Origin of the sequence: uncultured Chitinophaga sp. (genome assembly GCF_902168175.1) — a bacterium.
In the GTDB taxonomy this organism is placed as follows: domain Bacteria; phylum Bacteroidota; class Bacteroidia; order Chitinophagales; family Chitinophagaceae; genus Chitinophaga.
Window position 1 is genome coordinate 18744 of the sequence record NZ_CABHOU010000042.1, and the last position, 24497, is coordinate 43240.

At 47.2% G+C, this 24497-nt stretch carries 18 protein-coding genes; 13 read left to right on the forward strand and 5 right to left on the reverse strand.

The genetic code is table 11. The features are described 5' to 3' along the window. The first annotated feature begins 8 nt into the window (after positions 1–8). Complete coding sequence (locus tag QZT80_RS08795) at positions 9–3227, forward strand: PVC-type heme-binding CxxCH protein (protein ID WP_295120641.1); 3219 nt, start codon at positions 9–11, stop codon at positions 3225–3227. Positions 3228–3372: 145 nt separating this feature from the next. On the opposite strand, the gene QZT80_RS08800 is transcribed toward QZT80_RS08795, so the two are convergent. Beyond that, positions 3373–5751 (reverse strand): ABC transporter permease, encoded by a 2379-nt coding sequence (locus tag QZT80_RS08800; RefSeq protein ID WP_295120644.1) that lies wholly within the window; start codon positions 5749–5751, stop codon positions 3373–3375. Positions 5752–6145: 394 nt separating this feature from the next. Between QZT80_RS08800 and QZT80_RS08805 the strand changes: the two genes are divergently transcribed. From QZT80_RS08805 to QZT80_RS08840, 8 genes are all read left to right on the forward strand, one after another. Then, complete coding sequence (locus QZT80_RS08805) at positions 6146–6679, forward strand: RNA polymerase sigma-70 factor (protein ID WP_295120647.1); 534 nt, start codon at positions 6146–6148, stop codon at positions 6677–6679. 110 nt (positions 6680–6789) lie between these two features. After that, complete coding sequence (locus QZT80_RS08810; protein WP_295120649.1) at positions 6790–7734, forward strand: FecR domain-containing protein; 945 nt, start codon at positions 6790–6792, stop codon at positions 7732–7734. A gap of 244 nt (positions 7735–7978) precedes the next feature. Then, positions 7979–11392, forward strand: coding sequence for a SusC/RagA family TonB-linked outer membrane protein (locus tag QZT80_RS08815; protein ID WP_295120652.1), 3414 nt, complete (start codon positions 7979–7981; stop codon positions 11390–11392). A 10-nt stretch (positions 11393–11402) separates the two neighbouring features. After that, entirely contained in the window at positions 11403–12824 is a 1422-nt protein-coding gene (locus QZT80_RS08820; protein WP_295120655.1) for a RagB/SusD family nutrient uptake outer membrane protein, read from the forward strand. A 12-nt stretch (positions 12825–12836) separates the two neighbouring features. Next, a complete protein-coding gene (locus tag QZT80_RS08825; protein WP_295120658.1) occupies positions 12837–13598 on the forward strand; it encodes a DUF4843 domain-containing protein in 762 nt (253 codons plus the stop codon). A 6-nt stretch (positions 13599–13604) separates the two neighbouring features. Further along, positions 13605–15164, forward strand: a complete 1560-nt coding sequence (locus QZT80_RS08830) for a PKD-like family lipoprotein (protein ID WP_295120661.1) — start codon at positions 13605–13607, stop codon at positions 15162–15164. Between the two features lie 29 nt (positions 15165–15193). Beyond that, the gene (locus QZT80_RS08835) at positions 15194–16363 is read left to right on the forward strand and encodes a TlpA disulfide reductase family protein (RefSeq protein ID WP_295120664.1); all 1170 of its coding nucleotides are present in this window, start codon (positions 15194–15196) and stop codon (positions 16361–16363) included. Positions 16364–16371: 8 nt separating this feature from the next. Further along, positions 16372–17544, forward strand: coding sequence for a TlpA disulfide reductase family protein (locus QZT80_RS08840; protein ID WP_295120667.1), 1173 nt, complete (start codon positions 16372–16374; stop codon positions 17542–17544). 164 nt (positions 17545–17708) lie between these two features. Here QZT80_RS08840 and QZT80_RS08845 read toward each other — a convergent pair whose 3' ends face one another. Then, positions 17709–18146, reverse strand: coding sequence for a VOC family protein (locus tag QZT80_RS08845; RefSeq protein ID WP_295120670.1), 438 nt, complete (start codon positions 18144–18146; stop codon positions 17709–17711). Between the two features lie 209 nt (positions 18147–18355). On the opposite strand from QZT80_RS08845, the gene QZT80_RS08850 reads away from it, so the two are divergent. Beyond that, entirely contained in the window at positions 18356–19231 is an 876-nt protein-coding gene (locus QZT80_RS08850; RefSeq protein WP_295120673.1) for a sugar phosphate isomerase/epimerase, read from the forward strand. Positions 19232–19301: 70 nt separating this feature from the next. On the opposite strand, the gene QZT80_RS08855 is transcribed toward QZT80_RS08850, so the two are convergent. Beyond that, positions 19302–20006 (reverse strand): hypothetical protein, encoded by a 705-nt coding sequence (locus QZT80_RS08855; protein WP_295120676.1) that lies wholly within the window; start codon positions 20004–20006, stop codon positions 19302–19304. A gap of 148 nt (positions 20007–20154) precedes the next feature. On the opposite strand from QZT80_RS08855, the gene QZT80_RS08860 reads away from it, so the two are divergent. Further along, positions 20155–20796 (forward strand): peptidylprolyl isomerase, encoded by a 642-nt coding sequence (locus tag QZT80_RS08860; RefSeq protein ID WP_295120679.1) that lies wholly within the window; start codon positions 20155–20157, stop codon positions 20794–20796. On the opposite strand, the gene QZT80_RS08865 is transcribed toward QZT80_RS08860, so the two are convergent. Beyond that, positions 20793–21050 carry a hypothetical protein gene (locus tag QZT80_RS08865; RefSeq protein ID WP_295120681.1) on the reverse strand — a complete coding sequence of 86 codons (258 nt, stop codon included), beginning with the start codon at positions 21048–21050 and terminating at the stop codon, positions 20793–20795. The genes QZT80_RS08860 and QZT80_RS08865 overlap by 4 nt on opposite strands. A 125-nt stretch (positions 21051–21175) precedes the next feature. On the opposite strand from QZT80_RS08865, the gene QZT80_RS08870 reads away from it, so the two are divergent. Beyond that, complete coding sequence (locus QZT80_RS08870) at positions 21176–22063, forward strand: helix-turn-helix transcriptional regulator (RefSeq protein WP_295120683.1); 888 nt, start codon at positions 21176–21178, stop codon at positions 22061–22063. A 65-nt stretch (positions 22064–22128) separates the two neighbouring features. After that, entirely contained in the window at positions 22129–22854 is a 726-nt protein-coding gene (locus QZT80_RS08875) for an SDR family oxidoreductase (RefSeq protein WP_295120685.1), read from the forward strand. A gap of 232 nt (positions 22855–23086) precedes the next feature. Here the strand turns inward: QZT80_RS08875 and QZT80_RS08880 are convergent, their stop codons facing one another. After that, complete coding sequence (locus tag QZT80_RS08880) at positions 23087–24328, reverse strand: DEAD/DEAH box helicase (RefSeq protein ID WP_295120708.1); 1242 nt, start codon at positions 24326–24328, stop codon at positions 23087–23089. Positions 24329–24497: the final 169 nt, after the last annotated feature.

Sequence of the window (24497 nt, forward strand, 5' to 3'; positions counted from 1 at the left end):
GAGAGATCATGAAACTAACTAAGGTCAGCATGCTGTTGCTCATTGCAATTATACCTGCAATGATGATGATCAACGCTTTTAAATTTAAAGGTACGCCGCTTGATATGGCGAAGGGAACGCGTATTGCGCTCATTGGCAATAACCTCGGATCGAGGATGATCAACTATGATAATTTTGAAACAGAACTACAACTTCGTTATCCGACGTATGAACTGTTCATCCGTAATATGTGTGATGGGGGAGAAACGCCCGGTTTTCGCCCGCATGCAAGCAGGAATTCTCCCTGGGCCTTCCCGGGTGCGGAAAAATTCCAGGTGGAGCGGGCCAACCTGGTAAAACGAAAAGATGCCGGTGGTACACTCGAAATGGATGATCCCGGTGAAGGTTTCTTTGAAACACCTGATCAATGGCTCACCCGGTTAAAAACAGATGTGATCATATCCTTCTTTGGATTTAATGAATCATTTGCCGGGAAGGCGGGCCTCGCCAACTACAAAGCAGAACTCGACGCTTTCATTAAATGGACGCTGAAACAGAAATATAACGGAACCTCGGCGCCGAAGCTTGTAATTGTTTCTCCCATTGCTTTTGAGGACCTTACCGGTAAAAGCAGGTATGATCTGCCAGATGGCCGTAAGGAAAATGAAAATCTTCAACTCTATACCGAAGCCATGAGGGAGGTAGCTGCGCAGCATAAAGTGCTGTTTGTAGATGTATTCACCCCTTCACTGAAATGGTATAAGGAAGCTACAGGTCCATTGACCATCGATGGTTCTCAACTGAATGAGGAAGGATATAAAAAGGTCGGGGTATTGCTGGCAGACCAGATCTTTGGAGAAAGGTCTTCCGCGGTAGAAAGTAACAGGAAGCTTGTGCACGATGCCGTCATGGAAAAGAACTGGATGTGGCTGAACGATTTTAAAATTCCTAACGGGGTGCATGTATATGGCCGCAGGTATAAACCTTATGGGCCAGATAATTTTCCCGCCGAAATAAAGAAGATCCGCGAAATGACGGCTGTCAGAGACACTGCTGTTTGGCTTGCGGCGGCTAAAGGAGAGAAAATGGATATCGAAGCGGCTGATAAAAATACAAGTGTTTTGCCGGAGGTTAAAACAAACTATACGCCCAGTAATAAAAACGGTAACCTTAAATACCTGTACGGGCAGGATGCTGTAAACAGTTTAAAAGTGCCGCCGGGCTTCAAAGTCGAACTATTTGCCTCAGAAACGGAATTTAGCTTCCTCGCCAAACCCGTGCAGTTATCATTCGACAACAAAGGTCGGCTGTGGGTAGCGGTCATGCCAACCTATCCGCAATATAAAGTGGGCGACGCAAAACCTGACGATAAGATCATCATTCTTGAAGATACCAACAACGATGGCAAGGCGGATAAACAAACCGTTTTCGCAGACGGGCTCCATTTACCGCTCGGTTTCGAGATCGCAGCAGAAGGTGTATACGTAGCACAGGGAACTAATTTTATCCTGTTAACAGATACTGATGGTGATGATAAGGCCGATAAGAAAGAGATCTTGTTAAGTGGTTTTGATGACCATGATTCACATCATAGCAGCCATGCTTTCACAACAGATCCTTCCGGAGCCATTTATTCGGGGGAAGGCGTGTTCCTCCGTACCAATGTAGAAACATCTTACGGGCCGGTTTATGCGACTAATGGTGGTTTTTACAGGTATACACCGCAGCGCAGGAAACTGGAACGTACGGCGCAAATGTCTGTTCCAAATCCATGGGGCATTATGTTCGATGACTGGGGACAGCCTTTCTATGCGGAAACATCCAGTCCGGACGTTCGTTGGATGCTGCCCGGAACCATATTACCGAGGTATGGGCAGGCTACGCATAAATCAAAACAACTGATAGAAGAGAAACACCTGGTACGTCCAACATCAGGTATTGAAATAATATCAAGCCGCCATTTTCCGGATGATATCCAGGGGGACTTCCTGATCAATAATACCATTGGCTTCCTGGGAACGAAAGAACATACGCTGGAGGATGACGGAACAGGGTACAAAAGCCGTTTTCGTACCGACCTGCTGGTGAGTGATGACCCTAATTTTCGCCCGGTGGACCTGGAGTTTGCACCCGATGGTTCATTATTTGTGATCGACTGGCATAACATCCTCATCGGGCACATGCAGCATAATGCACGCGACCCACTACGCGATCATTCGCACGGCCGGATTTACCGTATTACGTATCCTTCAAGACCATTGGTAAAACCAGCAAAAATAGCGGAGGCCAGCATCGAAGAACTCCTGGATAATCTCAAATTACCGGAATACAGAACCCGTTACAGGACTCGCCGGGAACTAAGGGGCCGTGATGTTGATCAGGTACTGGCCAAGCTCACCACCTGGGTGGCAAAACTGGATACCAGTGACGCGCGATATGAACATCATTTACTGGAAGGTCTTTGGGTAAGCTGGGGAATGAATAAAGTGGATCAGCGGCTTTTAAAACAGGTGCTGAAAGCGAAAGATTATCGTGCAAGAGCTGCAGCAGTACAGGTGGTACGTTATTCAGAACACCAGTTGCCAGACCAGGCTAATTTACTCATGGAGGCCGCCAGGGATAAAAATAGCCGTGTAAGACTGATGGCCATCGTTGCTGCTTCATGGATCGGTAAGGAAAAAGGGCTTCCTGTTTTAGCGGCTGCCAATAAATTGCCGCTCGATAGCTGGATGGTGCATGCATACGAAACCGCTGTAGCCCATTTAAACGGGAGAAATGTAGGAGAAGAAAAGGAGAAAAAGGAGAAAACAGAACTCAAAGGCGCATCACTCGCATTATTTAACCAGGGGAAAATTATCTATAATAAAGAAGGATACTGTAAAACCTGCCATCAGCCGGATGGTAAAGGATTGACGGCCTCCGGATTTCCACCCCTCGCAGTCAATAACTGGGTAAATGGAAGTGACGAAAGACTGATTAAGCTGGTATTGAAAGGTGTAATGGGACCTATAGAGGTAAATGGCAAAAAGTATCCCGGCCAGGTCCCTATGACGCCTTTCGGCGGATTACTAAAAGATGATGAAGTAGCGGCAGTATTAACGTATGTCCGCAACTCATTTGGAAACAAGGGTGGTGTTATTTTTCCGGAGAAAGTGAAAGCGATAAGAAAGGCTACCCAGGGTAAAAAGGATTTTTATACGACAGAGCAATTATTGAAAGAGCATCCAATGGAAAGGACGACGCGATAATGGAACAGGCTTACTGTTTTCTTCAAAGGCTCTCATCAACTTTCAATTGTTTAATGATCAGCATTTCACGTAAATCGATTAATAAAAGAGGCTGCAACCGTATAGTTGCAGCCTCTTTCGCCTATAAATGCCATCGAACGGGTACTTATTCTTTTCTCAGGCTCCTGACAGGGTTGGCCAGTGCGGCTTTGATAGCCTGGTAACTTACGGTCAGAATGGCGATGGTTACAGACAGTATGCAGGCTACTGCAAATACCCACCACTGAATACTTACGCGGTACTCATAGTACTGGAGCCAGTTGTGCATGATCCACCACGAAAACGGTGCGGCGATACAGAAGGAAACGAGTACAAGTTTCACAAAATCTTTAGATAACAGGGTGGTAATACTGGTGATGGATGCGCCCAGTACTTTACGTATCCCTATCTCCCTTACCCTGTTTTCGGCCATATAGGTAGCCAGGCCAAACAGGCCCAGGCAGGAAATGAAAATGGTGAGCTGTGCGAATAAGGCCGCGAGTGTGCCCTGCAACTGCTCGTTCTCGAACTTCTTCGCGTAAGCCTGGTCTACAAACTCATATTCAAACGGATAATCGGGATTGTGTTTCCTGAAAATCGCTTCTGCTTTTTCCAGGTTTTGAGCGGTTGAGTTATTACCGTTCAGTTTTACCTGCATTACCTGGAAGGTCATAAAAGTACTTTTGCCACCGCAAATCAGTATGGGTCTTGTAGGTTCGTAGGGGCTGGTAAGAATGAAATCTTTCACCACGCCCACGATATGCCACTTCAGGCCGAGATCTTCTACTACCTGTCCTATAGGGTTTTTAAACTTCATCAGCTTCAGCGATGATTCATTAATGATCAGCGCACTTGAGTCAGTAGGGTATTTCTTCAGGTCGAAATCGCGGCCTTGTACAAACTGGAGTCCTGCTGTAGTGCCGAGTCCTTCATCGGCCATGTAGCGGTCGAACGAAGTTTTGTCGTCCGGGTTTTTGCCTTCCCAGTTTTGTCCCCAGCCATTACTCCACCTTTCAGTAAGCGGCGAATTGGTTTTGGTAATGGATTTGGCTACTCCGGCTTCGAGTAGTTCGGCTTTAATCAGCTCGTAATTTTTGGGGATATCGCCGGTCAGGAAGTGATATACGAGGTTGTCTTTATTATAACCTGTTTCGCGCTGCCGGGCATAATCGATCTGCTGCCTGATAATGATGGTACAAACGATCAATATGATAGCGGAGGTGAACTGTAATACGACTAAAGCTTTACGCGGCGTTAGTAACGCATCTGCCTTTTTAAAAGTACCTTTTAATACCTTAACGGGTTGAAAGGACGAAAGGAAGAACGCAGGATAACTGCCGGCCAGCAAACCTGTAAACAGGATGAAGCCAATAAACGCGAACCAGGTATAAATATTGGTAAAGTCGAGGAACAATTGTTTGTTGGTAAGCTGGTTGTAAGCAGGCAGGCATAATATCACTATAACTATAGCAACTATACCGGCAAGCAGGGCTATCAACACCGACTCGGCTATGAATTGAAGAATCAGCGCACTTTTAGGGGCGCCCACTACTTTTCGTATACCCACTTCCTTCGCCCGTTTCTCACTGCGTGCAGTACTCAGGTTCATGAAATTGATACAGGCGATGAGCAGTATTAAACCGGCAATGATGCCGAATATCTTTACGAACGAACTGCGTCCTGCATTATCTTCCGCACCATTGGTAAAGCTTGAATACAGGCGCCAGCGCTCGAGTGGGTAGATGAACAGTTCCCATTTCATGTTTTTGGCCTCATCGCTGTAAGCCTGTTTTAATCCTTTTATTTTGGAGGCAACAGCCGCTAAACTTGTATGGGGGCGTAGCAGTACATACGTGGGAGTGCTATTGTCTGACCAGCCCCAGTCTTGTCGCTGACTAAGTCCGGTAACAGCCCATGGCAGCAGGTATTCGAATTGGAACCTTGTATTGTCGGGCAAATCTTTTACAATCCCGGTTACAATGAAATCATCCCTGTCGCCGATCTTGATCGTTTTGCCCAGTGCTTCTTCATCACCAAACATGCTTTTGGCCGATTTTTCGGTGAGCACTACCGAACGCATTTCCTTCAATGCGGTAGCCGGGTCGCCTTTCAGCATCGGGAAAGTAAATATATCGAGGAAGCCTGTATCTACTATCAGGCCCGACTTCATCAGTTTTTTATCGCCGGATGAAAATAGTTGCTGGTTATCGTATTTTATTCTTGCCACACGTTCTACTTCCGGCAGATCTTTTTCTAAAGCAGGGCCGGTGAGGGCTGATACAGAGTTCCAGGACTGTATTTTGCCTTCCATTGGAACCTTGTTCCATACTTCATAGATACGGTCTTTGTTTACATGAAACTCGTCGTAACTCCTTTCGCTTTGTATCCATAGCAGAATGAGTATCGCGGCAGCCATGCCTATGGCGAGACCTGTTATATTGATAGCCGAAAACCCTTTATTACGAAGGAGGTTACGGAAGGCAGTTTTAAAGAAGTTCCTGATCATATAGCAAATGGGCACTAGTTACTCACAACGGGCCCCAAGATAATGCCGTATAATTAGCGTGTTGATTTGCAATGGTTTATTCGTTGGGTTTTGTTCGTTTTCGGCACAAAACCTGTCCGCTTTTGAACAGTGGCTGCTTTTGCAGCACCGGCAAAGCTTTTAACCCACCCCGAATCAGAAAGCGTTTTGTGAATATTAACTCATTGTGTACGTAAATTAACCCGATCCCGATAAGTTTGAATTTTGGACGCGCCTGTTAGGATAATATAACCGGGATAACTATATTCGTTCGTCTACGGGAACTATTGCACCACTTTGTAATGTATTATTTTTTGGGGTTTAGCCAATGAAGCTAATTCTTGAGGATCTTTCGGATCAGGAACTTTTGGATTTGATGAAGCTGGATAATCAGCCGGCGTTCGTTTGTATTTATAAACGATACTGGTCTGAATTATACCGTTGCGCATTCAAAATTTTCCCGAACCAGGAAACCTGCGAGGAACTGATTCACGATGTATTCCTTTATTTATGGGATAAAGGCCGCAATGTACAGATCAACTCCCTGAAAGATTACCTCTACATCGCCGTAAAGAACCGCGCCCTGAACAGGATACGCGCCGAAAATAACCTGCTGCGAATGCTGAATGCCCGTGCCGGTGTTGCGGAGTCGGTGATGCCTGCCGAGGAACGCCTGCACTGTATGGAGATTAATCGGATTTACGATGAGGCCCTCGCCGAACTGCCTGAACGCTGCCGGACAATCATGATCATGAGCCGTAAAGATCATCTCTCTAATAAGGAAATAGCCCTTAAACTGGACATTACCCCCAAAACGGTGGAGAACCAGATCACGATAGCCTTACGCCATATACGTACGCGGCTGGGCGAATACCTGGTGACCCTGCTTTGTTTTTGTTTGTTGATTTAACTGGTTGTTAATTAATCTCTTAATTCCTCCCGGAAATTATTTTTATAGAAAACTGCCCATCTTTTGGGGGATAGGGTTTTTTGCGGTGTCTTTATTATTAAAGCAACGGAATGAACTTTTCCTTTTTCTCAAAATTCAGGAACAAACATGCGGACGAAGAGGCCCTTCGCGGTATATCGGAAGCGGTAGATCAATTCCAGTCGGCGCCACCCGCCTGGGATACATCAAAAATGGGAGAGGAACAGCAGGTGGAGGAAAGAATACTTGGCCGATTGATGCTAAGTGTAAACGAAAGACCGAAACAGCACCGCCTGCATGTACGCAAGATCGCTACCTGGTCGGCCGCAGCGGCAGTGCTGACGTTTTGTGTGGTGGCCGCTTTGTATAAAGACACCTGGCGTACAGGAGGCGCATCTCCATTAATAGTAGCCGAAGCCAAAGCTGCCCATCATGAAAAACTGACACTGCCTGATGGTTCTACGGTTGTGCTGAACGCCGGCAGCCGTTTATCTTATCCAAAGAAATTCGGTAACCAGCGCGAAGTAACGCTGCTGGAAGGTGAGGCTTACTTCGATGTGAAACAGGATGCGAAGAAGCCATTCATCGTAAAAGCAGATAAGATCAGTACTACCGTATTAGGCACCAGCTTCAATATCCGCGCTTATCATTTTATCCCGGATGTAACTGTAACGGTTTCTGGCGGTAAGGTGTCTGTTAATAATGCCTATATCTTAACGCCCGACCAGCAGGTTAGTTACGCAAAATCTACCGGTGTAATACAGCAAAAGGCGGTTAAAGCCGCAGAAGTACTGGGCTGGATGGATGGCAAACTGTTGTTTACCAACGAAACCTTCCGGCAGGTAGCGGGTTTGCTGGAGAATAAATACAATGTGGACATCATTATCGACGATGAAACGATTTCCAGTTACCACTTCACCGGCGCATTCGAAGCTTCGGAAACATTAAACGATGTACTGGACGCACTTACACTTACGAAAGGACTACAGTATTCTATAAAAGATACCACTATTCATATTTCTCAAACTAAAAAATAAGATCAGTTTTTTATCAACCGGATTATCAGAATTTAATCAAACAGCATTGCAGTAGATCAGCCAACTTTTAACGAACAGTATTTATCAACCGAAAATCAAACTCCCGGAACTATGACGTTCAACTACTACCTAAGCTAAAAGCGGGGAAGTATAACTTCCCGGCATGTAACAGATTCAGTGCATAATGCCAACTGACCGCTATGTTTTATCAACCTTTTTAAACGATTTAAAAACACTTCCGAATATGGAAAATTATGCTCGCAGCTTACTGCTTGTCCCTAACAGTCAGAGCATCATTCAACGAACGTTGATCTGTTTTTTTCTCTCGCTATCGATCCTTTTACCATTTAGCACCAGCGCCCAAAGTCTGGATGGGGTTAAACTAAGCGTTAATTTCAATAACACGCCATTGAAACAGGCGCTGAAAGAAATTGAAAGTACGGGTAAACTGAAGTTCGTATTCAATGATGAATCGGTAACGCCTTATAAGGTAACGCTGAAAGCGCAGAATGAACCGCTGAAACAGGTGCTTGCCAACCTGCTTAAAAACACGAAACTCGATTTCCAGCTGCGCGATAACAAGTGTATTATCATGGAGCGTAAAAGAGTTAGTTCGGTAAAGATGGGCATGACCCCCGCCACACCAACGCAGGTGCCTGCCACGGCGCTCTCATCACGCAGGATAAGGGGTAAAGTACTGTCCTCTGAAAATAACACGCCGCTGGCCAACGCTACCATCACTGTTCGTGAAATGGGGACCACCAACAGTATGTCTGACGAACGAGGCGAATTCGTACTCGAACTGCCTCCCCAGGGCCGTATGCTGGTGGTAACGCACGTGGGTTATGCTACCAAAGAAGTACACGTAGGTCCTTCGCAGGAATATATAGTGAGCATGGAAGTATCGCAGGAAAAACTGAATGAGGTAGTGGTGATGGGACCGTTTAACCGTAAGGCGGAAAGCTTTACCGGTTCGTCGGCCACCTTTACACAGGAGCAGTTACGTTCAATGGGCAACCAGAATATCATTCAGAGCCTGAAAATATTAGATCCCTCCTTTGTACAGATCGAAAACAATATTGCAGGGTCGGATCCCAACACGCTGCCTAATTTGCAAATACGCGGCGGTAGCAGCTTACCGGGTTTGCAGGGTGAATACGCCAGCTCGGCCAACATGCCGCTTTTTATACTGGACGGTTTTGAAACTACATTGGAAAGGATTTACGACCTGGACATGAACCGCGTGGCCTCTGTTACTTTGCTGAAAGATGCTACTGCCAAAGCCATTTATGGTTCCAAGGCGGCAAACGGGGTTGTGGTAGTGGAAACTAAACGTCCACAGGCAGGTAAACTGCGTGTGAGTTATACGGGCGATCTTAAATTGACGGTGCCTGATTTAACCAGTTATCATTTAACCAACGCTACCGAAAAACTGCAGGCGGAAGTGAACGCCGGCCGTTACAACGCATCTTACTACCATTCTGCACAGGCACTGGCCGAACAGTATAATTTAATATATGGCGAGGTAGCACGGGGTGTTAATACCGATTGGCTTGCGCAGCCTATTCAAACGGGGGTAGGACAAAAGCATACGATATCGCTGGAAGGGGGCGATGAGTTTTTTCGTTACGGCGCCGACCTTACCTACAATGATATCAAAGGCGCCATGAAGGAGTCGGACCGTAAAACCACTTCGGCCAATATCTTTCTTTCGTACCGTGTAAAAAAACTGCTGTTCCGCAATAACCTTACCGTAGGTTTTAACCGCAGCGACGATTCGCCTTACGGCTCCTTTGCACAGTACTCCCGCCTTAACCCTTACTGGACGCCTTATGACGACAATGGCAACCTGAAGCGGTTACTGGGTACGTTTAGCACAGGCAGCGGCACGCCCATGAATTACTTCAACCCGATGTACGATGCCTCTATCGGTACCAAGAACTTTTCCCGTTACGTCGATATCACTAACAACTTCCAGGCAGAATGGACGCTGGCCAGTTCGCTGAAACTCATCGGCCGTTTCGCGTACAACCTGCATCAGTCCTCCCGCGAAGACTTTTACCCTGCCAACAGCACGCGGTACATCAACTATCCCGACTCCATGTTTTTCATGCGCGGCGATTACACGATTACCGATGGCAGGGATGTATCCCTACGCTCTGACCTTACCCTTAACTACTCCAGGCAATTTGGTAAACACCTGTTTTTCCTGAACGTAGGCTGGAATATAGCCGATGCAGCCAGCGAAACACACGGTTTGCAGGCGCAGGGTTTCCTGAACGACCGGGTAGATAATATCAGCTTTGCCAAACAATACCTCGATAATGGCCGTCCGTTGGGCAGCGATGCTAAAACCAGGGAAACGGGTGTACTGTCTGCCTTAAACTACTCGTACGACGATCGTTTCCTGGCCGACTTAACCTATCGCCGCCAGGGCTCCAGCATATTCGGGGCCGATAATAAATGGGGCAGCTTCTGGTCGGCCGGTGCGGGCTGGAATTTGCACAACGAAAACTTCCTCAGGAACGTAAGCTGGATCGACCAGTTGAAACTGCGCTCTTCCACGGGGTATACGGGTAGCCAGAACTTCAATCCCTACCAGGCCATGTCTACCTACACCTACTACACCGACACGTATTACGATAACGTAGTAGGCGCAAAACTGATGGCCCTGGCCAATAACGAACTGAAATGGCAGGAAACACAGGACTATAATGTGGGTATCGACCTGAAAGCGTTTAACCGGCTGGGTTTACGTTTCGATTATTATATCAGTAACACAGATAACCTTTTAACGGATTTGCCTTTGCCGGGTTCTACGGGCTTTAGTACCATTAAAGAAAACCTGGGCGGTGTACAGAATAAGGGCATAGATGCGACTGTGAGTTACAAAGTATTCGCGAGTCCACGCAACGGTGCATTCTTAAACCTGTTCGTAAGTTTTGCCGGTTATAAAAACCGGCTGGTACGCATTTCCGACGCGCTTAAATCACTGAACGATCAGCGTGAGGCGGCCAGGGCAGCTTCCGGGTCCACTGCGCCATTTATCAGGTATAAAGAAGGGGAGTCTACGACTGCCATATATGCTGTGCAGTCGCTCGGTATCGATCCTTCCACCGGGCGCGAGATTTATTTAAAAGCGAACGGTGAAAGAACATTCGTATGGAATGCAGACGACCAGGTGCGCCTCGGCGACTCTAATCCTAAACTGAACGGCAGCTTTGGTTTTAACTCTCAGTATAAAGGCTGGGGGCTCAACTGCGCATTTACTTACAGAGTAGGCGGGCAGTATTATAATCAAACACTGGTAGACAGGGTAGAGAATGTGGACATCCAGTATAACGTGGACACCCGCGTGTTTACCGGCTCCTGGAAACAACCGGGTGATGTTACTTTCTTCAAAGCCATTACTGCATTACCTAATAAAACCTTCCCGACTTCAAGGTTTGTACAGGACCTGAACGAGCTCGTGATGTCGTCGCTGAACGCCACGTACGATTTTAAAGATGCGGCATTCCTGAAAAGAAGCACACTGCAAAGGCTGCGGGTAACCTTGTTTACCAACGACCTGTTTGTGTTATCGTCCGTAAAAGCCGAACGCGGACTTAGTTATCCGTTTGCGCGTACGCTTTCTCTTTCAGTTCAGGCCACCTTTTAAACTTGTAAACATGAAAATCAGAATATTAATACTGCTCTTATCCACATCCTTCGTATCCTGCAATAAATGGTTGGATGTAAAGCCCGATTCGCAGGTGAAGGATACCGAACTGTTTTCATCCGAAACAGGTTTTAAAGAAGCCCTGTCCGGCGTGTACTCCGCCCTTACTTACGAACCACTGTATGGCAGGGAATTAACTTTTGGGTTGATGGGTGCGCTGGGCTGTGAATGGGATTACCAGAATAACTCCTACGCGGCCGACAAAGCCTACGCCTACAAAACCAGCTCTGTTTCGCTCGACAGGATCGATGCGATCTGGGAGGGGTTGTATAACGCTGTGGCAAACGACAATAAGATCATCGAAAACATAGATGCGAAGAAAGCTATTTTCGGTGGCGAAAACTTTAATGTGATTAAAGGAGAAGCCCTGGCGCTTCGTGCATTTATTCACTTCGACCTGCTGCGCACCTTCGGCGCCAGTTATGCCGAGGATCCGAATAAAATGACGATCCCTTACGTAACGGCCAGTTCCAAACAGATCTTCCCGCAACTCACCGTTACACAGGTAATTGATAAAGTGCTGGTAGACCTCCTCGCCGCCGAGGAACTGCTGAAGGCCGACCCGATACTGACCGGCAAAACCATCACCATTGCCGACGATAACGGTTACCTGATGAACAGGCAGGTACATCTGAACTACTACGCCGTTAAAGGCCTGCTGGCAAGGGTGTATTTGTATAAGTCCGACCTGGTGAACGCTTTGGCCAATGCACAGGTAGTAATGGACGCCACGAAGTTTACCTGGATCAGCCCGGCCGCTTTGAGCAACCGGGCGATCGCCGATCTGACGTTCAGCTCTGAGCATTTGTTTGCGTTGAATAACATCCGCCTGAACGCCATTTCCAACAATGCTTTTTCATCAACGGGCAGCAGTGTTTTTTATATCTCCAAAGCCAGTCTGCAGGATTACTACAACAGTGCGGCAGAAGATTACCGCTACCTGCACTGGTTTAAAGTAAACGATGCCGGTGATTACTATTTGAACATGTATACCCAGCTTACGGATAGTCAATGGCCCATTGCTTACCGGAATAAAATGCCACTCATCAAACTGGCCGAGATCTATTTCATTGCTGCCGAGTGTTTGCAGAAAACAGATTACGCAACAGCGGTGGACTATATCAATAAAGTAAGGGTGGCCAGAGGACTCATCTCATCCCCCATAAACGCAGCCGATTTCGAGACCATACTGGCGCAGGAATACAGGAAGGAGTTAGTAGGCGAGGGACAGCTTTTCTTTTATCACAAAAGGAAAAACAATGCGGCTATCCCGAAGGCTACCGGTCTTAACCTGGTACAGTTAAAAGGCTACAAGCTCCCCATTCCGGTGGCTGAATACGAAAACGGTGTTAACCGGGTTGATAATCAATAAACGCTGACACACATGAAAAGGAATATATATTTTCTGACGATCGTTGCCGCTGCGCTGCTATCGTCCTGTAACAAATCGCCGGAGCTGCTGTACGCAGAAGATACAGACGCGATCAACATATGGCTGGGTACCTCTTTAGCCGCCAAACCCGATAGTATGGAATACAATTTCGCTTTTAAACCGGCAGTGCCCGTCGATTCGGTGATATTTACAGGCATGCTGCTGGGCAAACCTGCCGCTAACGACCGCAGTTTCTTTTTGAAAGCAGTTGGAGGGGATACGAACAGGGTGAAGAAGGGCATTCATTACGAACTGGGCGACTACCAGATCAAAGCGAATGGCTACACGGCCAAATTCCCTATCTATATAAAAAGAACTGATGATTTTAAGACCGGTCCCGCACGTATCGTGTTCAGTATTACGGAAGAGGGCGACCTTAAAAAAGGACTGGTAGAGTCATCCCGCATCACCCTTATTTTTAATGATGTATTTGCGAAGCCGGCCCACTGGGACGTGGATCCGTATCCTTATACAAAACTGTCGACCTACTTCGGTGTGTACAGTAATACGAAGTTCCAGTTTATTACCACCACTATCGGCCAGCCGCCGATATTCAGGGTGTTAAGCGCAGGTACACCAGTGGCCGGGGAAGTAGACTTTACAACGGTTACTTATTACAAGAACAGCTGTATCAAACGTTTGGCCACTTACAACGCCGCCAATCCGGGTAACCCGCTGAGAGATGAAAACAATAATCTTATCACTATTCCCTAACAGATCATGAGAATAACTTATTATATCGTTTTTTGCTTTACCGCGCTTGCCATGTTCGGCGGCTGTGCGAAAGACAAGGGCAATTATGATTACATCGCGCTCGATAGTGTGTCTATCGACGTAACGGGACTGGCCACCTCTTATTCTATGCTGCGTTTTGATACGCTTACATTGAACCCGGTGGTAAAGTATAAAGGAGAAACCGTGAACCCCGCCGCTCCACAATTCAGTGAGCTTTCGTTCGCATGGGAAATGTATCCCAGCTCCATCAACCCATCTATCCAGGAAAAGTATACGCTCGATAGCAGTATCGCGCTCAAGACTATCATGGATAAAAAGGAAGCGGTATGGGTAGTGCTGTTTACGGTAACCAATACTAAAACAGGCGTTAAGTCTTTTTCCAAGTTTACCGTAGCCCTTACGCCTTCGCTGGCAGAAGGCTGGATGGTGTTGTATGAAAGAGATGGGAATACAGATGTAGGCCTCATCGTCAACAATGAGATCACGAAAACGAATACTGTGCAGGAACGTGTGCTGTTGGATATCTATTCCGCATCTAACGGTGAGCCGCTGCAGGGCGCGCCAGGTTCTCTCAGTTACTCGCTGGTAAATTTTCCTTCTTCTTACAAGATTTATATCCAGAGCGAAGGTGATGTGGTGTCGGTAAACCCTTCTACGTTTCAGCGTATCGATAATTTTGAATCGATCTTCTGGACAAAACCAGCCGTGGAAGCACCGCAACTGGTAAAGATCACCGAGCAGCGAAAGGAGTTCATGCTGAATAACAATAAACTGCATGTGATCGATTATACCATTATCGGCACGGGCAGACGTGCATTTGAAGATGCGCTGGCCGGCACTTACGGTCAGCTGGCACCATGGATATCTACCACCACCGGCGCCGCTTTCGACGCCATCGTGTACGATCAGACGAATAAAAGGTTTATGAAAGTAGCAACACGTGGTGCGGAAGTAGTACAGTTTACCACCACGCAAAGTCCTACAGCGGCTTACGATGTAAAGAATGTAGGCCTCACCTTCCTGGCGGCCGACCTTGGCTGGAACTTTTGGGAACATATAGTGATGAAGGACGACGCCGGCAAATATTACCTGCTTACTGCCGACTTCAGAACGGGCGAAATAGCCACCATCGGTAAAGGAAAGTACGACATGACCGCCTGCCCGGAAATAGCCGATATGAACTCGGTAACAGCTGGTTTCTATGGCGAAGTGTTCTACTATAGCTCACCGAAAAACCTTTACCAGTTTAAATACACACCCGGCACTACCGATAAATTGTGGACAGCGCCCGGTAATGAAAAGATCACCAACATTTCCTTACAGAAGTATTATAATACACAGGCCGCGCGAGGCCGTTGGTACGATCCGAAAAACATCTGTAAGATACTGTACATCTCTACTTACGACGAAGCTACTAAAATGGGTAATGTATACCAGATGGAAGTAAACCAGTCGAGCGGCGCTATCATTGCCGGTACAGAGAAAAAGTACACAGGTTTCGGAAAAGTGAAGGCCATGGCCTGGAAAGCTTTTGTGATCCTGTAACCCAATAAACTAACATCATAACATACAAAATGAAACCAGCATTATTTACAGTTTTAGCAGTGTGCGCGGGGATATTATCGTCGTCGGCACAGGAAACCTTCCGTATTACGGGCAGCCTGAAAAACCAGGGCAATGAAAAGATTATCCTTACCTATTTTGATGGTACCAAAAATATCACCAATGCAGTAGATGCGGTGGATGGTAAATTTACGCTTACTGGCACTGCACCTGCACAACCCGTAATGGCAAAACTGAATACGGGCATCGACAGGAATACTTATCTGGGCGAAAGGGCCAACTCTATGGCCATTCCTGCCATGCCACTGGATGTTGTGATCAGCAAAGATTGCAAGCTTACTATTTCAGGCGTTGCGGAAGATATTAACCTGGCTACAGTACAGGGGGATGCTTATAATGAAAGCTTCAATGACCTGCGTAAAGCAGAAGGCAAGAACTTAAAGGAGAAGGCGGAATTGCAAAAGAACCTGATGCAGTTAAGGAAGATGGGCGTTACCGACGGCCTGGATGATGTAGGTAAAAAAATGTTGGCCAATTATAAAGAACTGAATGCTATTCACAAGCAATTCATCAAAGATCATCCTGGGGGATATTCTTCTGTATGGTTGTTGGCACGTACCGCTAAAGAGTATGAACTGGCAGAGTTAAAAGCTGCTTACGAGGGACTGGATGCCAGTCTCCGGAACAATGAACTGGGTAAAAACGTAGCAGCAAGAATTGAGATCGTGGCAGCTACGGCGAAGTCGGGCCCGGCGCCTGATTTTTCGAAACCTTCACCTGATGGCTCTTACCTTACGCTGTCGCAGTTCAAAGGTAAGTATGTACTGATCGATTTCTGGGGCAGCTGGTGTGCGCCGTGCAGGCAGGCTAATCCTCATTTAAAAGAACTGTACGCCATGTACAAGGATAAAGGTTTTGAAATACTCGGTGTTGCCAGCGAAAAAACAGCCGATGCAGCATCTGCACAGGTGGTTTGGAAAGGCGCTATTGAAAAGGATGGACTCACCTGGCCGCAGGTGCTGAACAACGAGCAGAATATGAAAACGGATGTAGTGAAGCTTTACGGTGTAGATGCTTATCCTACTAAATTGCTGATCGACCGGAACGGTAATATCATCGCCAGGTGGCAGGGTAGCGAAAGCAGGGAACTCGACGAGAAACTGAAATCAATCTTCAAATAAGTACAGACATGACGAAGAATGTGTTTAAAATAGGTGCAGCGGTATGGCTGGCTTCCTGCACGCTTCCAGTAATGGCGCAGGTGAAAAAGACGGTGCTGGTTACCGGTAAAGTGCATATACAAAACCCGGAGGTGCTGAAAAAGTACAACATGGTTTGGCTGAAGAAGGGTGCAGGTGCCAATGCAAAAACGGTGGATTCGGTAGCGGTAAAAGCAGATGGTACGTTCAGTTTTAAACTGCCGGTCGCCAAACCTGGCATTTACCAGTTGGATATCCTCAAATGGCAAACGGCCGCCTTCTGGTCGGACCAGGACATAGAAGTACTGGCCCGCGGGTACGATACGGCGAAGTATCAGCGTAAGAACTCGGGCTTCGTACAGGTGAAAAGCAAATCGGCCGGTACGCAGCTGATTAATATGGCGATGTACAATCGTTACTTAGATGAAATACTGCTGGGTGACTTACTGGACGAAGGTTTCGCTGCCCAGAAACGCCGCAGTACGGATTCGGTCTGGTACGTTTACTACCGCCAGCAAATGTTGTATCGTAAGGTAGAAGACCAGGCGGTGGCCCGTGAAAAGATGCTGATACAAAGCTCGGGCGGTAACCCGGCATCGGTATACCTGCTGGCGACCATGAGCAAAAGAGACCCGAAATTTATATTGGCGGAGCTGGATAACCTGCTGGCTGTAAACCCGGCTTTCGAAGAAGCCATCAGTGTGAAGAAAGACCTGACGCGCCAGATGGATAAGGAAAGGATGTTGGCGAAAGGCAGTGTAGCGCCCGAAATAGCCTATGCCAGCCCGGACGGCAAAATTACCAGCCTTGCATCGTTTAAAGGTAAATACGTGATCGTAGACTTCTGGGCCAGCTGGTGCGGGCCTTGCCGTAAATCTATTCCTAAACTGAAGGAGCTTTATTCCATGTACCAGGCAAAAGGGTTTGAAATACTGAGTATTTCTGTGGATAAGGATAACGAGGCCTGGAGAAGAGCCATGTCGGAAGAGCAGATGCCCTGGTCGCAGGTGATTACGCCTAATTACAATAAAACCATGTCCGATTTCATGATACAAGGTATTCCTACTATGTTTTTACTGGATAGGGAAGGACGTATCGTGGAGAAATTTACAGGCTACAGCTCTAGGCTGGATGAGTTGCTGAAAGAGAAGATGGGGGCTTAGAAGTTCCTGGCCAATTAATAACGGGAGGCTGCGTCTTACGATGCAGCCTCTTTCTTATGATACGATATTCTCTTTCTGAAGGGCTGATGCCGCTTTCATTACAATTGGATAAAAAAGTATGTATTTTAAGCCGGACTGCCATAACAGTCCGGCCTTTTACATCACTATTGATTAAGCGGGAAGTTGAACATCCACTGTACGCCGTATTTGTCGGTGCAACTGCCGTAAAAAGCGCCCCAGAACATCACGTCCAGCGGCATTGTAACCTTACCGCCTTCGGATAAAGCATCAAACAGGCGTTGTGTTTCTTCTTTTGTATCGGGCTCCAGGCTCAGGTGGGTGTTGTTACCGATGTTCACTTTAAAACCCATCGATTCCGGCGCATCGGTGCCCATTAATACGTGGCCGCCAACAATGGGAAGCTCTATGTGCATGATCAGGTTTTTATCCTGCTCGGCCAGTGGTGGCATGCCGTCTTGCGGGGGGATGTCGCCGAAACGGGCAATGTCGCAGGAATATTCGGTGCCGAAAACTGATTTGTAGAACCCGAAAACTTCTTCGGTACTGCGGGCGAAATTGAGGTATGTGTTTGTCCTTGCCATAACGTATATTTTTTTGGTTTGTTTGTCTGAAACAAAGGTAGGGGCTTTGTCGTGGCCACCTGATGGTGCATTGCGTCATATTAAGGGGTTACATACGACATGTTAATATCTGCATACTCCAACCATCTTCCCCTAAAATTCTTTTGAAATGTGCTTCACAGCCGTTAAGTTTGTCTTGTACGAAGAAATGAACAAAAAAAAGACCAGTAATGACTACTAACAGGAGAACATTTTTGACACAGGCAGGCCTCATTGGAGCAGGTCTGGTACTCGCACCAGGATTACTTTCCGCAAAGAGCGCTAAAAAAGCAGGCCTTCAGTTATACAGTTTGCGCGATGAATTACCCAAAGACGTTAAAGGCGTAATTGCCAAAGTAGCAGCAGCAGGATATAAAGAGGTAGAAACTTACGGCTATTCGAAAGATGGCGGTTTCTGGGGACTGAGCCCTGTGGAGTTCAAAGCCCTGCTGGACAAGCACGGTTTAACCAGCCCAAGCGGTCACTATAACATGGACGCGCTGATCAAAGAAGGTAACTTCGACGAGGTAGACCATGCAATTGAAGCAGCGAAGATCCTGAAACAGGAATATGTAACCTGCCCGTATATTGGCGGCGACGACCGTAAATCGGCAGCAGATCTTAAAAATATCGTGGAAAAAGTGAAGCTGGGCGCACAACGTGTAAAACAGGCAGGTTTGAAGATGGCCTACCATAACCACGACTTCGAATTCGAGACCATCGAAGGAGTGAGGCTATACGACCTGCTGCTGGATGGTACCAAACCGGGTGAACTCTGGTTCGAACTTGATCTGTATTGGGTAGTACGTGCCAAAGAATCGGCACCGGCATTGTTTAAAAGAGGGCCTGGCCGCTTTAAACTGGTGCATGTGAAAGATATGGACAAACAGGACCCGGGCATCAATACCGAAGTAGGTTCCGGCAGCATCGACTTTAAAGCCATTTTCGCCGCCGCTAAAAAGGGTGGTGTAAATCACTTCATCGTAGAGCAGGAAAACTTTTCTATCGATCCTTATAAAAGCATCACACAAAGCAGCACTTACCTGCGTACCGTGTTGTTTAAATAAGTTGAGATGGATGAACATAAAAAAGCCAGGCTGCATCGTATAGCCTGGCTTTTTCTATTGAATGGCTGGATCAACCTGGATTAATAACACGCCTCATATACCTGATCGATATCACCTGCGTAATGCCCTTGTCTGGATACAAAGCCTGGTACTTAGCCGTTTCGTCCAGCATGAATTTAATGCGGTAGTAGTTGAGTGGTTCTACTGTTTGCAGTACCGTTTTACCATTAAACAGCAGTGTAAGTACCATCCCTGCATAAGTGTACGTGCCTTCACCAGTTTCGGTCGCAGTTTGCGTACGTTCCTGGTACCGCATTCTCGTATCATCAGTAAATTCTATCCGGTAAACAGGTTTTATGGCTGCGATGGCCTCCGCCTTCAGCGTAGCGCTGAACGCAGCATCGCTGGTGGCTACAATGGCATCCGCCGGTGTGTCGTTTAACGTATAGGCCCAAATGGTGGCACCAAGGCCAAGTCCCTCGAACGGCAGGCTGATGGTAGCGCCGGCGGCATCGGTAATAGTGATGGTGGTCCTGCCATTTTTCAAAGCCTTTAACGTAAGCTTATCGTTTTCCAGGTTCACTTCTGCAATGCCTGGTGTGGAGGCGGTAGCGGTAAAAGGTGCCGATCTGCCGGTAATCGTGATCGTGGAGTCCTGGCCAGGCCATACAGCTGCGCCTTTGGCACTTAATTTAATGGGAGGCGTTTCGTTGTCCTTGCTACAGGACGCGAGTAACACTACGCACAGTAGTGGTAATAGGTAGAAGGTCCGCATGGGTTAAATCCGTTTAAGTTTCCGTTATCGTAAGTTGAGGTACAAATATATGTTTCAGGCTTAAGTTGTTTTAGTCCTTTTTTAGGTAGATAAGAATAAGCGAAGCGCAGCTATTTCGTATATTCGGCTAAATAACCGTCATCCATATATGAAACAGTTCATCCTCTCCATTTCCTTTCTACTGGCCTGTTATGCAGGATTTTCGCAGTCGGTGCAGGTGCAGTTCATTACCAGTAAAGGCAACTTCACCGTTATGCTGTACGACCAAATACCCAAACACCGCGACATGTTCCTCGAACAGGTTAAAAAAGGGACTTATAACGATGCACTGTTCAACCGCGTTATTAAAGACTTTGTGAGTCAGGCCGGGGAGCTGGACGATAGCATCCTGAACCGCGAGAAACGGCATCCTGAGCTGGGCGCCAAACGTTTCCCTGCAGAATTCGCACCCAATGCCTTCCATAAAAAGGGCGCTTTAGGGGCAGGCCGTGACGATAACCCGGAAAAGGCGTCTTACTTTAACCAGATTTACCTGGTAGCAGGCAAAAAACATACAGACGCCAGTCTTGACGCCGCTGAAAAGCGGACCGGCAAAACTATACCGCCAGCGCGCAGGATCGTTTACAAGACCATTGGCGGCACGCCGCACCTCGACGGGGATTATACCATTTTTGGAGAGATAGTGCAGGGAATGGACGTGGCAGACGCCATTAACACCGTGCCCACCGATAAAAACGATGTGCCGGTTACGCCCGTTGTATTTAGTGTAAAAGTAATTACCCGCCCTTAACAGCTACCCGGCAGCGGAATATCATTCACTGCTACCAGTGTATCCAGTCTTATCACCAGCCCGTTATTCATCTTCATATATTCCACCTTGTTGGTAGCATATACATCTTCGATTTTAGCCGTTACTTCCGTCAGTTGTTCCTGTTCGTTGCGGTACACGATTTTGCACTCGGTACGTAAAGTAGCCCAGGCTTCCAGGCGGTCGTAATAATCGCAGTCGATGGGTTGGTACGGTTTGTTTTCAGGTGTGTTCATGTGTCAAAAGTAGGAGATTGCTCAGTATCTCCGTGATCCGGAAAGGAATAAAACAAGTAAAACCGCGATATGTACAAGCCAGGATGCTTTAATTGTAAATAATACTACTTTAGCAGTATCATAAGATGAGTACTAGCAGTGTGGATATAAAAATTGCAAATTATGCCTTTGAACCTGATGAGGCTACTGGCAATCCCATGTTCCGCATTAATCGTAACGATGGCGTAACTAACTACAAAAAGGCCGATTTCCTGGTACCGCATCGTAAAGAATACTACTTTTTCGCTTTTGTAAGAGAGGGGAGCAGCCGCCATTGGATAGATATGAAACAATACGTGCTGAAGCCGGATACTTTTTACTTCACCGTGCCGCACCAGGTGCATCTGAAAGAAGAAACCAGGCCGTTAACAGGAATGTCCATGAGTTTTTCAGAGGACTTCCTTTCCCTCGATGCCACGCTAAAAAGCCTGCCGTTGATCCGTAACCCACATAATGGTCACGAGTTGCAACTGACGGCTGCCGATGTAGCTTTTGTAGATGATGTGCTGAATAAGATATACGACGAATGTCATGGTAAAGCCAACTGGCAGCAGGGTATGTTGCTGGCGCTGGTGAAAGTATTGCTTATTTACCTGAGCCGCCTTTACAACGGTCAGTTCAGCGAACCGGCGTTGTTTAAAAACAGGGCGTTGCTGGATAAATACCTACAGTATATCGAAACTTCTTATACAGAATTACACGAAGTAGCCGGGTATGCAGAACTGATGAACGTATCGCCCGGCCATTTGGGCGACCTTGTGAAAGAGCAAAGCGGCAAACCCGCTATCACACATATTCACGATCGCCTTGCGCTGGAAGCCCGCCGCCTGTTGTTTCATACCGATAAACCCGTGAAGGAAATAGCGTACGAGCTGGGTTTCGAAGACGTATCCTACTTCATTCGCTTCTTTAAACGCCTTGCAGGCGATACTCCCGCGAAGTTCCGCGACGATATCCGGAAAATGTACCATTGATTCCATTCAGAGTGCCGTTGTTTCAATACCGCTGCAAATACCTTTGTGCGGTAATTGATAAACATATGAAAACAGTACTCATCACAGGCGCCAATAAAAGTATTGGCTATGAAACAGCGAAAGTTTTATTAAAACAGGGCTACTTTGTGTACATCGGCAGCAGAGATGCGGGTAAGGGCGAAGAGGCGGTGTTGCAGTTAAAGGCCGAAGGGTTAACCGAAGCCAAAGCGATACAACTAAACGTAACAGATCCCGAATCGGTAGCAGCGGCTGCACGGCAGGTGGACCAACTGGATATCCTTATTAACAATGCCGGTATCAGCGGCGCATTTCCGCAGCCCGCCGCCACTGTAGATGTAGGCGTGCTGCGCGAGGTGTTCGATACCAATTTTTTCGGGACCATCCAGGTAACGCAAGCCTTCCTTCCCCTCCTTAAACAATCGTCGGCCCCGGTGATTGTGAATGTAACCTCGGGGCTCGGTTCGCTCACCTTACACAGCGACCCTTCATGGCGGTTTTACCCGTATAAGAGCGCGGGTTATGGGCCTTCTAAATCGGCATTGAACGCTTATACAATTTCACTTGCGTACGAGTTACGGGAGGCTGGTTTTAAAGTGAATGCAGTGGACCCTGGTTTTACCTCCACCGATTTTAACCATCACACCGGTACAGGTACCGTTGAAAGTGCGGCGTTGTTTGTTGCTAAATACGCCACGCTTCAGGCGGATGGACCATCAGGTAAGTTTTTCAGTAATGATTATGAAGACATGGGGAATGAAAGCCCCTGGTAAGTAAGAAAAGGCCTGAAGCGAAAACTTCAGGCCTTTTTGATCATATGAATTAATGCCCCCGGTGTTAGAGATCGCGAGGGTGTTGCCTGTAGCGGTATAAGTGCCGTTTCATCCCCCTGAAAGTGCGTGTGTAATTAAACAGAAAGGACGTAAAAGTCAGGCAACCGCATCCACAGAAATATTACGCTGTTAAAAATAAAAAGCCCCGCATTACTGCGAGGCTTCTGTCAACTTAGTTATTTGCCTGTTTCTTTCTGGCGTTGTTTCCCTGCCACTGGCGATTGTTGTCGCGGTGTTTTTTCCTCGCCGCTACCTGCTGTGCGGATGTTTGGCGGAGCTGTACACCAGGTGTTGGCCGGGGAGCCATAGGTATACCGCTTGGTAAAAACGGGTGTTGTTCAACTACGGGTATCTGCTGGGCTATTACTTTCGTAATATCCTTTACATAAGCCCTTTCTTCATCGTCGCAAAACGATAAAGCAACACCACTGGCGCCTGCGCGACCGGTACGGCCAATACGGTGTACGTATGTTTCAGGAACGTTGGGTATTTCGTAGTTAATTACATGCGAAAGGTTATCCACGTCAATGCCACGGGCAGCAATATCGGTAGCCACCAGCACACGGATGTTGCCTTCTTTAAAATCGGAGAGGGCACGCTGGCGTGAGTTCTGTGATTTGTCGCCATGGATGGCGTTGGCAGATATCTGTGCTCTGTTCAGTTCTTTCGCTACGCGGTCGGCCCCGTGTTTGGTGCGGGTAAATACCAGCGCGCTGGCAATGGATGCATCGCTTAATACATGCACCAGTAAAGAACGTTTGGCGTTTTTATCAACATAATACAAACGCTGCTCTACCTTTTGTGCGGTAGAAGAAACCGGTGTAACGGCTACTTTTTCCGGGTTGGTAAGGATAGAGTTGGCAAGATGTGCGATTTCGCCAGGCATAGTAGCCGAGAAGAAAAGCGTTTGCCTTTTTTCAGGCAGTTTGATAATTACCCGCTTCACGTCATGAATAAAACCCATGTCGAGCATACGATCGGCCTCGTCCAGCACAAACTGCTGAATAAAGCTAAGGTTGATGTGGCCCTGCTGCCAGAGGTCCAGCAAACGGCCGGGCGTAGCGATCAGGATCTCGGGGTTTTGGCGTAAAGCCTGTATTTGCGAGTGCGCGGATACACCACCGAAAATAACCACGTGTTTAATGCCTGTATGGGCACCGTAATCGCGGAAGTTTTCAGCGATCTGTATAGCCAGTTCGCGGGTTGGGGTAAGAATAAGCGTTTTAATGCGGCGGTTGGGGCCCTGTTCCTTACTGTTGTGCAGCAACTGGAGAATAGGGATAGCAAATGCAGCGGTTTTACCCGTGCCTGTTTGCGAGCATGCAAGCAGGTCTTTTTTACCCAATACTATCGGAATGGCCTGGGCCTGGATAGGTGTAGGATTGGCGTAGCCCTGTGTTACAAGCGCACGCAAGATTGGCTCTATTAGGCCTAATTGTTCAAATGACAAAATGTTAAAGATTTAGTTTAAAACGATGCTAACAATCCAAAGCTTATAAAAAGAGAAGGTTGCTAGATTGTATATCCACACATCATTTTAAGTGAAACTTCTATCCGGCAAGCGGAGAAGGGATATAGAATAA